This is a genomic window from Micromonospora sp. BQ32, assembly GCF_059358895.1.
On sequence record NZ_JCADBI010000019.1, the window covers coordinates 12,474 to 27,424 of the forward strand.

Sequence of the window (14,951 nt, forward strand, 5' to 3'; positions counted from 1 at the left end):
CGACGGGAGATACGCGATGCCGGATCAGAGTTCCTGGCTGCGTGAGGCCACAGCGACCGCCGAGGGCGGTCACGTACGTACCGACGATGGCGGGCTCTCCACCGCGCTGGCCTCACCGCTGGCGCCGCACTGCACCGGGCTGACCCCGGAACAGTTGCTGGCAGCGGCCTTCGCCTCCTGCCTGCATCACGCGGCTGTGGAGGTGGCTGGGAAGATCACCGACGAGGCGCACACCGTGCAGGTCCGGGCCGAGGCGAAGCTGGGACGGGACAACGACGGCCGATACCGGGCCGACGTACACGCCGAGATCTCCTCAGCCGGCCTGAGCCGAGACCAACTGGCCGACCTGGTCGAGTACGCCGACCGCCTCTGGCCGTTCTCCAGCGGCGACGCCAGCCGCCACCGCCTGACCGTCACCCCGGCCGAGAACGGCCGACACTGACTCCGCAACCTCTCCGGTGGGAGAGTCGCTGGTGAGCCATATACCAAGGAGTCGTCGCCCGGGGTGTCAGCAGGAAGCCCCGGAGTGGCCCTTTCGGTGGAATGAGCATCGGACGTTCAGATGACCACTTGGCGTGGCCGCGAGTTCGAGCGGCAGACCGGCGACGCGATCGCATTCACCCGTCAAATCGGGAATAACCGTCTGGTGTGATCCGCGAGGTTGATCAGCTTCGCTAAGGTTTTGCCCACTAAAGTCACCATGATCAGGGCAAATTGTGGCGCATGCCACCGTACGGGCCGATGGCATCGGGCATTCAGCTCTTTAGCCTCGTCAGGTGCACCCCGACGACCCCTCCGCCCAGAAGCTGACCGACGCGCGCCCGACCACCATCTCGGACGACGCCGCATCAACCGAACGGACGATCGGCCGTCACCGCGTTCCCGAACCGCCGAGGCGTGCCCTGCTGGGCTCGACCCCGGTACGGGTGGCGCTGGCCACCGGTGTCACCTGTTGCCTCAGCCTCGTGGCGGTCGCCACGGCGCGAGGCAACGACGACACCACCCGTACGGTCGAGCCGCTCGCCGAGGCGGTGGCCGACCGCGCCGCGATCGCCGACGAGCGCGCCTCCCGGTCACTGGACCGCGACCTGGCCCCCGCCCGGGTCCTGCCCAGCCCGACGGCGAAGCCCACGCCCACTCCCACCGTCGTCCGCAAGGCGCCCAAGAAGCCGGTCAAGCCCCGCCGCCCCCGGCCGGTCGCCGGCCTCGACCAGGCCCAGATGGACAACGCGAAGATCATCGTGGACGTCGGCCTGGAGATGAAGATGCCGCGCCGCGCCCTGGTGGTGGCGCTGGCCACCGCCATGCAGGAGAGCAACCTCTACAACCTGGCCAGCGACGTCCTCCCGGAGTCGGCGGAGTACCCGAACCAGGGCAGCGGCTCCGACCACGACTCGGTCGGGCTGTTCCAACAACGGCCCAGCAGCGGCTGGGGCACGGTGGCCCAGCTGATGCGCCCGTCGTACGCCGCGCGGGCCTTCTACAGCGCGCTCAACGAGATCCCCGGCTGGCAGGACATGAGCGTCACCTCCGCCGCCCAGGCCGTACAGATCTCGGCCTACCCGGACGCGTACGCCCAGCACGAGGACCGGGCGACCACCGTCGCGGCGGCGCTCACCACCTGAGCCGAGCGACCACGCCCGTGCCCGCGCGACTCAGCGACGGCCGGGCGGCCGCTCCGCGCCCGCGCCCGGCCCGCCGACTCCGACCCGACTGCCCGGTACGCCAGCGGCCGCGGTGGGGGTGTCCGCGGGCACCTGGTCGACCGTGACCTGGCTGAGGATCTCGTCCACCCGCGCCGCATGTCGTCGACGAGCGTCCAGTGCCGCCTCGACGTCACGTCGGGCCTGCACGGCTTCCGCGTACGCCCGCTCCCGTACCCGCCGTGCCTCCTCGCGGGCCTCGTCGAGTTCGGTGCGGGCCTGGGCCAGCATCTCGGCGGCCTCACGCCGCACCGGGTCACCGGCGTGCCGGGTGACGGCGGCGTCGTCCAGGTCCAGCCGTTGCAGGAGCCCGCTGAGCCAGGCCGCCTCCTGGCGGATTTCGTCCCACTCCCGGGCCGCCCCGGCCGCGCCCTCAGCCCGCGCCGCGAGCCGGGACAACCGGATCCCCAACTCGTCCAGGCAGTAATCCACCTGCCGCTGGTCGTAACCGGTCTCAACGATGGAGAACCTCATACTGTCGCCCCCCAGGCAGCTGCTGTTACTTCCCCACCTGGATCCTCGGCCGCGACCGCTCGCGGCGAGGGGGTTCGGGGAAAATGTTCAGCATGCGCGCGGGCGGCGCCGGCGTCAGCTCCGCTTGGGCAGCACGACGACCCGGCCGAAGAACTCGTCGATGCGGCGCACCACGTCGTTGAAGTCGTCCAGGTCGATCGGCTTGGTGACGTACGCGTTGGCCTGCAACGTGTAACTGCCGACGATGTCGGTGTCGGCGTTGGAGGTGGTGAGCACGACGATCGGGATGGTCCGCAGGTCCTCGTCCTGCTTGACCGCCCCAAGCACCTGCCGACCGTCCATCCGCGGCATGTTCAGATCCAGCAGGATCACGTCGGGTCGACGGGCCTGCTCGTGCCGACCCTCGGCGCGGAGAAACTCCATCGCCTCCTCGCCGTCACTGACCACGTCGATGATCTTGTCGACGTCGGAGTCCGCCAGCGCTTCCTCGATCATGAGCACGTCACCCGGGTCGTCGTCGACCACCAGGATGCGTACCGGCTGCGGGCTGTCTGCGCCCATCACTACCTGCCTCGGAGTCGGCGGGGACGGGACCCTGACGGTCACCGCGCTGGCGGGAAAATACTGGCGGGGAAATCTAGCCCATCAGGAAGCACTGCGGGACGCGGGGTCGACCGACTCCGGCTCGTAGCGCAACACGTCGGCGAGGCCGGTCACCCGCAGCACCCGCTCGACCCGCCCGTTGGCGCCGGTGAGCCGGAGCCACCCCCCGTCGGCCGCCGCCTGGTTGTCGCCCCGGACGAACACCGCCATCCCGGTGGAGTCACAGAACGTGAGGTCGGTCAGGTCGAGCAGCACCCGGTTCTCGCCCGCCGCGCTGAGCCGGTCGATCGCGGCGGTCAGCTCGGGGGCGGTGCTCAGGTCCAGCTCGCCCACGAGCCGCAGGCAGGCGCCACCACCGTCGCCCTCGACGTAGCTGACGCTGAACGTCACCGTTCTCCCCCTCGCTCCACCCACGGTGGGACGTTTGCAGTCCGGCAAGTATACGCAGAGCTGACCCGCCCGCCGTCGAGCGCGGTGATCGATCCGGGGACCCCCGGCGGGTCGGTCAGCGGGCCATGCCGGGCAGCGCCGCACATCCCAGCGCCAGCGCCCGCGCCGCCCGGGGAAAGTCCCGCAGCGCGGCGGCGTAGTGCTCCAGCGGCAGGGCGATCGCCCCGACGGGCACCCCACGACTGCCCAGAATCCCCGACAGCCACTCCACGAACTCCGTGAACAACGAGGCGTCGTCGACGTAGACCGCCGCGGCCAGGAAATCCACGATGTGGCCCAGGTCGCTCACTGTCGCGTCGAGCTGAGCGGCGGTGTACGCCCGTGCCGCCGGCACCCGCTCCCGCAGCTCCGCCAACGCGCTGTCGATCAACTCACCGCGACGGCGCACCAGGCTGGCGTACTCGTCGTCGGCCAGGTGGGCCAGCCTTGCCGGCGGCGCCCCGCGCAGTGCCCGCTCGTCGGCGATCAGCTCGGCCGCCGAGGGCGCGTCCGGCGCCCAGGCCACCCCGAGTTGGCGCGCCCACCGGCCATCCGCGCCGAACCCGCGCCCACCGACCACCACCGGCACGTCCGAGCGGCGGCATGCCTCGATCATCCGGTGGGCGTACGGCAGGCGCATCGGCAGCGCGCACGCCAGCGCGACCGCGTGCGCGTCGTAGCGGTGCAGGTACGACACCAGGTGCGCGGCCGGCACGCTGGCGCCCAGGAAGGTCACCTGCCACCCGCGTAACCGCAGCACCTCGGCCACCAACCGGGGCGGCAGCGCGTGCCACTCCCCGTCCATGCAGGCGACCACGACCCGGCCGCCGGTCGGTCGCGGTTTGACGTGCGCGGAGACCGCCGCCACCACCTGCTCGCTGATGTGGGTGGCCGCGTGCTCCTGGGCGACGCTCCACTCGTTGCGCGCCCACCGCTCGCCCACCTCGGCCTGGGCGGGCGCGACCAGGTCGAGCAACACCCGCTCCGCCGGGACGCCCGCGTCGAGCAGGCCGATCGCCAGGTCGGTCGCGGCGTACTCGTCGGCGTCGGCGAGGTGGTCCAGGTACCCGGAGTACGCCTCGCCGAGGTCCGTGGTGGCCGTTGCGACGGTCACGCGTCAGTCTCCTCTGTCTGGTCGATGCCGGCGGGCACCGAGTGCAGGTGCCGCGCGCTCCGCCCGCCCAGGCCGACCGCCCGCAGCGCCAGCACGGCGATGTCGTCGTGGTCGCCCTGTGCCAGCCAGTCGCAGGTGACCTGCTCGACCCGTTCGGCCAGCGCCGGCGCGGGCATCCGCTGGCAGCCGGTCAGCGCGGTGACCAGCCGCTCGGGGCCGAACTGCTCGTCGCCGCGCCGCCCGCCCCGGGCCTCGGTCACCCCGTCGCTGTAGAGCAGGCAGGTCTCGCCCGGCGCCAACCGCACGGTCACCTCCCCGACCCGGGGATCGGGCACCACCCCGATCAGCATCCCGCGCAACGGCACCGTCTCCACCTCGCCGGAGGCGCGCAGCACCAGCGGCGGCAGATGCCCGCCGCCGGCCATGGTGAGAGTGAGGCCACCGTCGCGCTCCGGGCGGGCCACACCGAGCACTATCGTGGCGAAGCGGCCCTGGCCGTGCGCCTGGGTGGTCTCCAACAGCGCGTCGTTGAGCAGCCGCAGCAACCGCGCGGGGTGCGACTCCAACCGGTGCAGCGCCTGGAGGCACTGGCGCAGCTGGCCGGTGAAAACGGCGGCTTCGACACCCTTGCCCGACACGTCGCCGAGAAAGAACACCGAGCCACCGTCGGGGAGTCGGTGCGAACCGTAGAAGTCGCCGCCGATGCGCAGCCCCGCCTGCGCGGGCCGGTACGCGGTGCCCCACTGCACACCGACGGCCTCGACCGGCTCGACCGGCAGCAGGCTGGCCTGGAGGGTGTCGGCCACCTCCGCCTGGTCGCGGTAGAGCAGCGCGGTGGTCAACGCCGCACCGGCGCGGGCCGCGAACGCGCGGACCAGTTCCACGTCGGCCTCGTCGTACCAGCGGGTGGCGCGACGGGCCACCAGCAGCACACCGACCGGCGCGTCGCGGCCCGGCAGCGGGACGACCCGGGCAGCGCTCTCGGTGCCGGCGAGCCCCGGCAGCCAGCCGGCGTCGACCGCCTGCTCGACCAGCCAGTCCACCGCGTGCGGCTCGGCCCCGGTCAGCCCGTCGGCGATGGCGCTCGGCAACTCGCCGCCGACCAGCACGCCGCTGTCCACCGTCGGCGCCTCGTCGTCGGTGCGCGAGGCCCGCCACCAGCGGGCGCGGCCGGCCCGCGGGGCCAGCACCAGCACCGCCACCTCGGCCAGGGTCGGCACGGCGAGCCGGACGACCGCGGCGGCGGCCCGGTCGGGGTGCAGAGGGTTGCCCAGCTTGTCGCCGACCACGGCCAGGAACGCCGAGCGCGCCCGTTCGGCGAGCAGCGCGTCGGCGCGGCTGACGCTGTCGGTGACGTCCTCGACGTACCAGCAGCAGCGGGCGCCGGAGAGCGGCACCCGGCGCGCGGTGAGCCGCCTCCCGCCATGGGTGAAGCCGCCGGGCACGCCCTCGCTGAGCCCCGGCACACCGGCCGCGCTGAGCAGCTCGCCGGGCGTCACCTCGGGCAGCAACCGCTCGGCCACCGGGCTGACATGCCGCACGCCGCCATCGGCGTCGCAGACCACCAGGCCCTCCCGGAAGTGCTCGACGACCTCGAACCAGTCGGGTGGGGCCTGACCTCGGTCAGGGGCCAACGGCGGCAGGGCAGCAGTGGGGCGGCGAACGTCGGCGGACCACGCCGAGGGTCGTGTCGCGCTCGGCGTGGAGAGCCGTCCGTCGCCCGGGTCCCAGTCCCTGACGTCGGAAGCAGTCACCAGCTGAGCCTCACTCCTTGTCGTTCACCGAACCCGTGCCGGAACCGGCGTCCACGGTCAAAAGTCTCCAGGCCACCCTACGCCGGAACCCGGACACCGGCATCTCACGGCAGGTGGCGGGCACCCGCCACGACGGGGGCGCCGGACGAGGGACACGGGCGCACGTGGCCGCCCCCGCTTTGCGTTTTGTCGCTCGACAAGGAGAATGGTGGGATGCCCGACCAGCTGTTGACCATCGAGACAACCCGGCTCGCCGCCGGGCACGTCCGACTCCGGCTGACCGGTGAACTCGACTACGACACCGCACCCGAGCTGATCGCCGCGGCGGCCGAGCTGCGCGGCGACGCCCCGGTGCTGGTGGACCTGACCGGGGTGACCCTCTGCGATTCCTCCGGGCTGAGCGCGTTGCTGGTGGTGCACCGCGCCGCCGGGGCGATCCAGCTGATCGGGGTCAGCCCACAGCTGCGCCGGATGCTGGACCGCACGGGCCTGAGTGAGTTGCTGGCCGTGGCGCACACCGACGACGACGTGCGCGCCATCGGCTGACCCGTGGGCCACCCCCGTTCTGAACGGGGATGGCCCCCGACCCTGGGACCTGGGGTCGGGGGCCGGAGGAAGGTCTAGGGTGCCGTCATCGGCTGGAGCCGAGGGCCGTCCTCACGCAGCTCGCCGATCGGGGCCGGGTCGATGTCGTCGGGCTTCCCCGAATCGGGCGTCTGATACAGATAGCGGACGAACTGCCCATCCGCCTCGTTGTCGTCCGCGCCGGGCCACTGGCCGATGCAGTCCATGCCGATCACCTCGCGGCCGGTCCCGTCCGCCTCCTCCAGCAGCGCCCACAGGCTCACCGGGTAACACCTGGTGAGTTCTGGTGCGAGCTGCCAGCGCGCGTACCAGCCGGGTCGAGCGGGGACGATCTCGACGATCTGCTTCATGACGGCCTTCCTTCCGCGTACCTCGGAAGAACTCCGGTCCTGACCCGATGGTGCGGGCCGTGCGGGTGAGCGCCCCTCACCCCCGCCGGATGAAGCCTGGCGGAGGCCGGGCCGACCCGGCCGGCGGCCTCCGTTTCGTGCTCCGGGACGGCGGGAAGGCGACGGGCGCAGCCACGATCCCCAGCGGAAGGGATGCCACCATGCGCAAGCAGATGGAGGGCGACAACCAGAGGCGCCGGGCACTGGCCCGGCAGGCCCGCGAACAGAGTCGCCAGCCCAGCGAGATCGGTGCCAGCCTGAGCGCCTCCAAGCAGCTCAAGAGCCTCGATGCGGGCAAGCGGGCCGGGCCACCAGCGGCCGGACCGCACAAACCGGACAGCACCCGGGGCGGGCCGGCACCGCCGCCGGTCGGGAGCGCCGACAATCCGCGGCCCCAGCCGTCGCCGCCGAGCGGCGCGGCCGGCGTGAACAGCGTGGGCTACCACGACCTGGTCGACGAGGTCCGGCGTCGCGCCGGGGTCGACTTCAAGACGGCCAAGGTGGGCACCGAGGCGACCGTGCTGGTCCTCGCGTTCGCCCTGGAGGCCGCCGAGCGGCAGCGGCTGCTGGCCGCGGTGCCGTCGTCGCTGCACGACGTGCTGCCGGTCGACGGCATCGAGCGGCACCAGGACCTGCCCGGCTTCCTGGCCGAGGTGGGCCGGATCAGCGGCAACACCCCGGAGCAGGCCCGGTACCAGGCGGAGGCGACGATCGCCGCGCTCGCCGCGCAGGACGGCGACCTGGTCGAGTCGTTGCACGTACCCGACGGGTTGCGCGACCTGCTGAACCCGCCGGAGGCCGGCGGTGGCCTGGTGGGCGCCTCCACCACCACACCCACCCTGGACGCCGACGAGATCGACGCGGCGCTGGACGACCTGCCCTACTGGTCCGGCGACAGCCAGGGCCTCTACCGGGTGGTCGCGCTGCCGCCCGACAACCTGGACCGGGTGCTCGCCCGGCTGGATCGGCTGCGCCAGGACAACGGCCGCGGCCCGAGCATCGGGCGTCCGGGTGACACCGCCGCCGTGTTGACCGTGCGGACCAACCAGGCCAACGGGGTGACCGCGCTCGACGTGGACCTCGCCCGCCAGATCGACGACGCGATCGACGAGGTGGGGGCCGGGATGGCCGGCGGCTGACGGCCACCGCGACATCGGCGGGCCGGCGGACCGGGGAGAACCCCGCTCCGCCGGCCCGTCGGCCGGGTCGGGCCACGGGACGGGTGGACCGTGGGCTCGGCTAGCGTGCCGGATATGAACCGCGCCGCCGACCGGCTGGAGTTGGTCGTCGACCCGGTCCGCCGGACCGGGCGGACACTGCTGTCCGCCGGGGTCGAGCAGTCGTACGTAAATGTCGAGGATCCCCGCCACCTGCACTTCGAGTACGTTCGGCGGATCGCCTCGGCGGTGCAGCTGTCAGCCCCGGCCGGTGCCCCGCTGAACGTGCTGCACCTGGGTGGCGGCGCGTTGACGCTGCCCCGCTGGCTGGCTGCCACCCGACCCGGTTCCCCGCAACGGGTCGTCGAGCGGGACGCGGCGGTGGTCGAGCTGGTGGCCCGGGAGTTGCCGCCGCTGCCGCCGGAGGTGCGGGTGGAGGTCGCCGACGCCCGGGACGCCCTGACCGGCACCCCCGACGGCCGGTACGACCTGGTGATCGCCGACATCTACCGGGCGGCCCGGATGCCCCGGCACGTCCGCACCGTCGAGTTCGCCGCCGAGGTGGCCCGCACCCTGCGCCCCGACGGGTTGTACCTGGTGAACGTCACGGACCTGCCGCCACTGGTCGGCACCCGGGTGCAGGTCGCCACGTTGCGGGCGGTCTTCGCCGACGTGTGCGTGGTCGGCGACCGGCGGATGCTGCGCGGCCGCAGGTACGGCAACCTGGTGCTCGCCGCGACCTCCCGCCCCGGCGGGCTGCCGGTGGCCCGGCTGGCGGTGGCCGCCCTGCGCGACCCGGTGCCCGGCGGGCTGCTGCACGCCGCCGCGCTGGACACGTTCGTCTCCGGCGCCCACCCCGTCACCGACGCGGACGACAACTCCCGCCACTGATCGCCGTTGCGCCCGCAATGCCGGGTTTCCGACGGCGCGCGTGGGGAAGGCCCGCCGGATGAGCAACACCGACGACCGGGGCACTGCGCGTCGCACTCTGATCGTGATCGGTCTGGTGCTGGCGACCGCGCTCGCGCTGGGGTTCGTGTACGCGACCCGGCGGGTGCTGGTCTGGGCGGTGGTCGCCGCGTTCTTCGCCGTCGCCCTCAAACCCCTCGTCGACCGGCTGCAACGCCGCCTCGTCCGGCGACGGGCGCTGGCCACCCTGCTGGTGTTCCTCGCCGCGTTCGTGCTGCTGGCGATCCTGGCCGCGCTCATCCTGGTGCCGCTGTTCGGCGAGTTGGGCCGCTTCGCCGACCGGGCGCCCGAGCTGCTGCGGGAAGCCCGCGCCGGACGAGGCCCGGTGGGGCAGGCGCTGGAGCGCACCGGGGCACGCCGCTACGTCAGCGAGCACTCCGAGCAGCTACGCGACCTCGGCGGCCGGCTGCGCCAACCCGCCGTCGGTGTGCTGCGCGGCCTCGTCGAGTCGGTCGCCGGGCTGGTCACGGTCATCGTGCTCGCGTACCTCATGGTGTTGGAGACGCCGCGGATCACCCGTGGCGTGCTCGCGGCGGCCGGGGACGGTCAGGGCGAACGGCTGCGCCGGGTGGGCCGGGAGGTGTCGCGGACCGTCACCGGCTACCTCACCGGGAACCTGCTGATCAGCGTCATCTGCGGGGCGTTGACCTTCGTGGTGCTGACCCTCACCGGGGTGCCCTTCGCGGCCGTGATCGCCCTGCTGGTGGCGGTGGCCGACCTGATACCGCTGGTCGGGGCGACCCTCGGCGCGGTGATCGCGGCCGGCGCCGGCTTCCTGCACTCCCCCACCGCCGGGGTGATCGTGCTGGTCTTCTTCGTGGTCTACCAACAGGTGGAGAACCACCTGCTCCAGCCGCTCATCCTGTCCCGCGCGGTCCGGCTGAACCCGTTGACCGTGCTGGTCAGCGTGCTGCTCGCGGCCGAGCTGGCCGGTCTGCTCGGCGCGCTGCTGGCCATCCCCGCCGCCGGCATCATCCAGACCCTGCTGCGCGAGTACGGCCCACGCCGGCTCCGGCCCGCCCCGGCGGCCGGGCCGGCCGCGCGGCCGGCCGGCTCCACCGACTGACCGGCGCGGCGCCCGCTGCCGCCTGCTCTGCGGCGACCGGTCCGGCTGCCCGCTCAGCGGGACCGGGTCGCGACCTCGGGTGTGGTGCTCTCCAACGGCACCGCGTTGGCCGGCACCAGCCCCAACTGGACCGCGGACCGGGTCAGCGCGGCGTCCAACGCCCAGTCGGCGCTGACCCGCGTGCGGTTTCCCGGCATCGCCATCAGGTGGTACGCCCGGGTGACCGCCTTGGCCGCCAACCCGCCCAGGTTCACGTGCAACGGGTTCGCCGCCGCGTCCTTGCCACCCAGGTCGACGACCCACCCCAGGTCGTGGTGCTTGTACGGCTTGCGCTTGCCGAAGCCGTACGATGCGGCGATGTTGTACGCCGCGCGCTTGCCCTGCCGCTGCGCGTGCTGTGCGGTCATCCCGCACACCTTGCCCGGGTTGACCAGGTCGGGCACGGCGGCGGCGTCACCGCACGCGAAGACCTCCGGGTAGCCGGGGACGTTGAGGAACTCGTCGGTGACCAGTCGACCCCGGTCGGTCCGTAGGCCCAGCTCGTTGACGAACGGGTCGGGGCGCACCCCCACACACCACACCAGGGTGCAGGTCGGGACGTACTCACCGTCGGTGAGCTTCACCCCGTCGCAGGTCGCCTCGGCCACCGAGGTGCCCATCCGCACGTCCACCCCACGCCGGTCAAGCACCTTGTGCGAGGTGTCCGACATCCGCTTGTCCAACTCCGGCAGCACCCGCGACGCCACGTCGAGCAGCATCCAGCGCGGCCGGACGGTGAGCCGGGGCCGCTGGGCGTGCAGCGCGTCGGTGAACAGCTGCCCGTGCGCCGCGACCTCGGTGCCGGTGTAGCCCGCCCCGACCACCACGAACGTGGACCGGGCCTGCTGCTCGGCCGGGTCCTCGGCCTGCTCGGCCAGCTCGAGCTGCCGGATGATGTGATCATGCAGGTAGACGGCCTCGGGCAGGCCGCGGAAGCCGTGCGCGTACTCGGTCACCCCCGGGATGGGCAGCAGCTTGTTGACGCTGCCCACGGCGAGCACCAGCCGGTCGTACGCCAGCCGGTTCTTCTCCCCCTCGGCCTGGGTGAAGCCGACCCAGCGGTTCTGCAGGTCGACGTGGTCCGCCTCGCCGACCACCACCCGTACGCCCTTGAGCGTCCCGGTCAGCGGCACGGCGATCCGTCGGGGCTCGACCACCCCGGCCGCCACCTCGGGCAGCAGCGGCAGGTACAGGAAGTAGTCGGTGGAGTTCAGCACCACGATCTCGGCCCGGTCCCGGGCGATCCGGCTCAACGTCTTCGCCGCGTGGTAACCGGCGAACCCGGCCCCCACGATCACCACACGAGGTTTCGTCATTGCGGGCCGTTTCCCGTCGAAGGCCGCGACAAACGTCCGACGCGCCACCCGCGCTCAGCTCGGCTGGAGCCGGACGTGGCCACTGCGGCCCACCGCCTCCCACTCCCACTGTTGGCCGAACGCCCGAACCCGCTCGGCGACGATCCGGCCCAGTTCCTCCGGGACGTCCGGATCGAGGACCAGCCGGCCGTTGACCGGGTTGATGCCGAGCATGGCGCGGATCAGGGCCAGCGGTGTGCCGGCCGCCCACGCCTGCGGGCTGCACGCGGTCGGGTACGGCACGGCGAAGAGCAGCCGCTCCCGATCGAACCCGCTGAGCGCCTCCGGTAGCCGGTAACCGAACTGGTCGGCCGCCTCGAACATCGCCAGACTGATCCGGTTCGACTCGGCCCGGTAGCCGTACCGGGCCAGGCCGAGCGCGGCGATCGAGTTGTCGTGCGGCCAGACGGTGCCCAGGTGGTAGCCGAGGGCGTTGTAGAGCCGCTCCTCGCGGGACAGCGTGCGGATGCCCCAACCGGAGAACATGTCCGGCGACATGAGTTGTCGCACCACCGCGTCCGCCCGTTCCGGCGCGACGATGCCGCTCCACAGCAGGTGACCCATGTTCGAGGTCTTGGAATCGACGCGGTTCTTGTCGCCGTCCAGGGCGACCGCGTAATAGCCGCCCCGCTCCTCGATCCAGAAGTCGTGGTTGAACCGCTCGTACAGGGTGTTGGCCTCGTCGCGCAGCCGGCGGGCCAACGTCGGGTTGTCCAACGGCCCGTCGAACAGCTCGGCCAGCCGACGCTTGGCGTCGTAGGTGTAGCCCTGTAGGTCGCTGGTGGCCAGCGGGAGCACGGGGATCCGGCCGTCGGCGAAGCAGACGCCGTCCGGCGAGTCCCGCCAGCACTGGTTGCCCAGCCCTTCGGGCGAGCGGGTGGCGTACTCGACGTAGCCGTCGCCGTCCCGGTCGCCGTACTCGTCGATCCAGCGCAACGCGGCCAGCGCGTTGTCCCGCAGGTGCCGGACGGTTTCGTCGTCGCCGGTCCAGCGCCAGTACTCGGAGAGCAGGATCAGCCAGAGTTGGGTGGCGTCGGCGGTGCCGTAGTACGGCCCGAACGGCTTCTCGCCACTGCGGGTCAACTCGCCGCTGCGCACCTCGTGCAGGATCTTGCCGGGCTCCTCGTCGGTGAAGTCGTCGCACGTCTCACCCTGCAGCCGGGCCAGGGCGAGCAACGTACCCTTCGCCAGCGCGGGCCCGGCGATCAGCGTCTGGTAGGCGGTGATCAGGGTGTCCCGGCCGAAGACGGCGAGGAACCACGGCAACCCGGCGCCGGGCAGCAGAATCCGCTGGCCCTTGACCTCCAGGTCGAGCCGCAACGCCGCCAGGTCGTTGCGGGACTGTCGCAAGGTGCGCTCCAACGCGGCGTTGTCGCTACGCAGCGTCGCCCGGTCCTCCAGCCACCGGCGCAGCGGGTCGTCGGCCCGACCGTGGATGACGTCGGCGATGTCGCCCCGGACCGGCTCGACCACTCCCATCCCGGGCGGCAGCGGCACGTGCAGGTCGACCTGCCACTCCTCGCGGGGGCGCAGCTCCAGCTCCCAGACCAGGTCGTCGCCCTCGATACGGTCGGCTGGCTTCGCGCAGCACACCCGGGTCTGCGCGGAGAATTCGCCGCGCTGGTAGGAGAAGCACAGCTCGGACCCGTCGTCGGCGTGGTCACGGATGATCTCGGCGGAGCGGTCCCGGACCGTCGACTTGACCTCGAACAGGTCGGCGAAGTCGGCGGCGACGGCCAGCCGCAGCTCGACCCGGACCGGCTCCAGCCGGAAGGAGACCAGTTCCAGGCGCTCGTGAAAGCCGTCGCCGACGTAGCGCAGCCGCCGCAGACCCAGACTGTTCGGCGCCAGCCCGGGCAGTTCGGGGTTGGTGAGCACGTACTGCGCGGAGTAGTGGTCGATCGTCTCGGCGCGCAGCAGCAACAGCTCGCCGCCGTTGACGGTCAGGTTCCAACCACTGATCAGGCGGGTGTCCAGGTGCACGAGCCCACCGATGCTGCCCGGCGGTACATCCCCGCACGCGTTGGAGTACAGGAACGTCGGCCCGCTGAGCACCGCGAGGGAGTCGGGGCCCAACTCGGGCGGGATGGCCCGTTGGTCGGCGCTGTCCGCATTCGCGACGGACAGGCCGGGGAAGGGGTTGGCAGGGGTCGCGCGAACGGCAGCCATGACACCCACCGTAGGAAGCAGGGTACGGAGCGTCATCACCCGGTCCGGGTGAAAGTTCCGGGACTCCAGTGGGCGGTGGGCGGGCGGGCCGACGGTCAGGCGGGGGTTGGCGCGGTGATCGCCCAGCGCTCGTGGTCGCGCCACGCGCCGTCGATGAACAGGTAGTCCGGAGAGAAACCCTCCAGCCGGAAACCCAGCTTGCGGGCCACCCGCCGCGACGGCTCGTTGCCCGGCTGGATGTTTGCCTCCAGCCGGTGCAACCCGACCGAGGTGAACGCGTGGTCGATCACCAGGGCCACGCCTGCCGAAACGTGCCCGGTTCCGCTGTACGGCAGGAACGCCGCGTACCCGAGGTAGCCGCCACGCAGCGCACCCCGCACGATCCCGCTGATGTTCACGTAGCCGGCGATCTCGCCGCTGGCCCGGTCGCAGATCAGGTAGCCGGCGCTGTCGCGGCGACGGATCCGGCGCAGATAGAGCTCGTACTCCTGCGGGTTGGCCGGCGCGGCCAACCACGGGTGGTGCAGATCCCGACTGCGCCGCACGCCGGCCACGAACTCGTCGGAGTCGGTGGGGCGGGGACGGCGGATCGCGGCGGGACCACCGGTACGCAGGTATCTCACGGCGGATCACTCTGACCGACCGGTGCCGCCGTTGTCCAACCGCCGCCAGGTGGGTGGCCCGCGCGGTCGCGTGATCGCGCTCGAACAAGGATGTCGTGGCCTCCGGCAGCGCACATGACCACTACATCACTGATCGAGCACGATCATGCGGAGCTCCGTGTGCCTCCCGGGCCGCGAGCAGCGCGGCGAGGTGGTCCCTGCTCCAGGCGCGCGCCGCTGCGATGAGGGTCAACAGACTGCGTCCCAGCGGGGTGAGTCCGTACTCGACGCGGGGCGGATTCTCCGGGTAGGCGGTCCGCACCACCAGGCCGTCCCGCTCCATCGCGCGCAGGGTCTGCGTCAGGACCTTAGGGGTGACGGCGCGAAGTGGCACCCGGATCTCGGTGAAACGACGCGGGCCGTCCTCCAGGCAGAGCACGACCATCCCGGTCCACTTGTCGCCGATCTGGAACGGCAGCGCGCTGGACGGGCACATCGGATCGAACATCTCCGGATCCAGACCTGTCACCATCCGCCCGAAGC

General features: G+C 72.4%; 16 protein-coding genes. 6 read left to right on the forward strand and 10 right to left on the reverse strand.

Annotated features, from left to right (window positions below):
- The first annotated feature begins 16 nt into the window (after positions 1-16).
- Positions 17-442: an OsmC family protein gene (locus AC5L30_RS27845; RefSeq protein ID WP_494870955.1), complete on the forward strand. Its 426-nt coding sequence runs from the start codon at positions 17-19 to the stop codon at positions 440-442.
- A gap of 334 nt (positions 443-776) precedes the next feature.
- Positions 777-1,625, forward strand: coding sequence for a hypothetical protein (locus AC5L30_RS27850; protein WP_494870787.1), 849 nt, complete (start codon positions 777-779; stop codon positions 1,623-1,625).
- 30 nt (positions 1,626-1,655) lie between these two features.
- On the opposite strand, the gene AC5L30_RS27855 is transcribed toward AC5L30_RS27850, so the two are convergent.
- The 5 genes from AC5L30_RS27855 to AC5L30_RS27875 form a co-directional block, all read right to left on the reverse strand.
- Positions 1,656-2,177, reverse strand: a complete 522-nt coding sequence (locus AC5L30_RS27855; RefSeq protein WP_494870788.1) for an ATPase — start codon at positions 2,175-2,177, stop codon at positions 1,656-1,658.
- Between the two features lie 114 nt (positions 2,178-2,291).
- On the reverse strand, positions 2,292-2,738 hold the full coding sequence (locus AC5L30_RS27860; protein ID WP_494870789.1) for a response regulator: 447 nt from the start codon (positions 2,736-2,738) through the stop codon (positions 2,292-2,294).
- An 84-nt stretch (positions 2,739-2,822) separates the two neighbouring features.
- The gene (locus tag AC5L30_RS27865; protein ID WP_494870791.1) at positions 2,823-3,170 is read right to left on the reverse strand and encodes an STAS domain-containing protein; all 348 of its coding nucleotides are present in this window, start codon (positions 3,168-3,170) and stop codon (positions 2,823-2,825) included.
- Between the two features lie 115 nt (positions 3,171-3,285).
- A complete protein-coding gene (locus tag AC5L30_RS27870) occupies positions 3,286-4,323 on the reverse strand; it encodes a cobalamin B12-binding domain-containing protein (RefSeq protein ID WP_494870792.1) in 1,038 nt (345 codons plus the stop codon).
- Positions 4,320-6,077, reverse strand: coding sequence for a PP2C family protein-serine/threonine phosphatase (locus AC5L30_RS27875; RefSeq protein WP_494870793.1), 1,758 nt, complete (start codon positions 6,075-6,077; stop codon positions 4,320-4,322). Before AC5L30_RS27875 ends, AC5L30_RS27870 begins: the two co-directional genes overlap by 4 nt.
- A gap of 213 nt (positions 6,078-6,290) precedes the next feature.
- On the opposite strand from AC5L30_RS27875, the gene AC5L30_RS27880 reads away from it, so the two are divergent.
- Positions 6,291-6,623 carry an STAS domain-containing protein gene (locus AC5L30_RS27880; RefSeq protein WP_494870795.1) on the forward strand — a complete coding sequence of 111 codons (333 nt, stop codon included), beginning with the start codon at positions 6,291-6,293 and terminating at the stop codon, positions 6,621-6,623.
- Between the two features lie 74 nt (positions 6,624-6,697).
- Here the strand turns inward: AC5L30_RS27880 and AC5L30_RS27885 are convergent, their stop codons facing one another.
- Positions 6,698-7,012 (reverse strand): hypothetical protein, encoded by a 315-nt coding sequence (locus AC5L30_RS27885; protein ID WP_494870797.1) that lies wholly within the window; start codon positions 7,010-7,012, stop codon positions 6,698-6,700.
- 200 nt (positions 7,013-7,212) lie between these two features.
- On the opposite strand from AC5L30_RS27885, the gene AC5L30_RS27890 reads away from it, so the two are divergent.
- From AC5L30_RS27890 to AC5L30_RS27900, 3 genes are all read left to right on the forward strand, one after another.
- Complete coding sequence (locus AC5L30_RS27890) at positions 7,213-8,190, forward strand: DUF2267 domain-containing protein (protein ID WP_494870799.1); 978 nt, start codon at positions 7,213-7,215, stop codon at positions 8,188-8,190.
- A 114-nt stretch (positions 8,191-8,304) separates the two neighbouring features.
- Positions 8,305-9,099 (forward strand): spermidine synthase, encoded by a 795-nt coding sequence (locus tag AC5L30_RS27895; protein WP_494870801.1) that lies wholly within the window; start codon positions 8,305-8,307, stop codon positions 9,097-9,099.
- 58 nt (positions 9,100-9,157) lie between these two features.
- The gene (locus AC5L30_RS27900) at positions 9,158-10,243 is read left to right on the forward strand and encodes an AI-2E family transporter (RefSeq protein WP_494870802.1); all 1,086 of its coding nucleotides are present in this window, start codon (positions 9,158-9,160) and stop codon (positions 10,241-10,243) included.
- A 53-nt stretch (positions 10,244-10,296) separates the two neighbouring features.
- Here the strand turns inward: AC5L30_RS27900 and AC5L30_RS27905 are convergent, their stop codons facing one another.
- The 4 genes from AC5L30_RS27905 to AC5L30_RS27920 form a co-directional block, all read right to left on the reverse strand.
- A complete protein-coding gene (locus AC5L30_RS27905) occupies positions 10,297-11,598 on the reverse strand; it encodes an NAD(P)/FAD-dependent oxidoreductase (protein WP_494870803.1) in 1,302 nt (433 codons plus the stop codon).
- 54 nt (positions 11,599-11,652) lie between these two features.
- The gene (locus AC5L30_RS27910) at positions 11,653-13,806 is read right to left on the reverse strand and encodes an amylo-alpha-1,6-glucosidase (protein ID WP_494870805.1); all 2,154 of its coding nucleotides are present in this window, start codon (positions 13,804-13,806) and stop codon (positions 11,653-11,655) included.
- Between the two features lie 95 nt (positions 13,807-13,901).
- Positions 13,902-14,429 carry a GNAT family N-acetyltransferase gene (locus AC5L30_RS27915; protein WP_494870807.1) on the reverse strand — a complete coding sequence of 176 codons (528 nt, stop codon included), beginning with the start codon at positions 14,427-14,429 and terminating at the stop codon, positions 13,902-13,904.
- Positions 14,430-14,550: 121 nt separating this feature from the next.
- Positions 14,551-14,940 carry a winged helix-turn-helix transcriptional regulator gene (locus AC5L30_RS27920; RefSeq protein WP_494870808.1) on the reverse strand — a complete coding sequence of 130 codons (390 nt, stop codon included), beginning with the start codon at positions 14,938-14,940 and terminating at the stop codon, positions 14,551-14,553.
- Positions 14,941-14,951 lie beyond the last annotated feature (11 nt).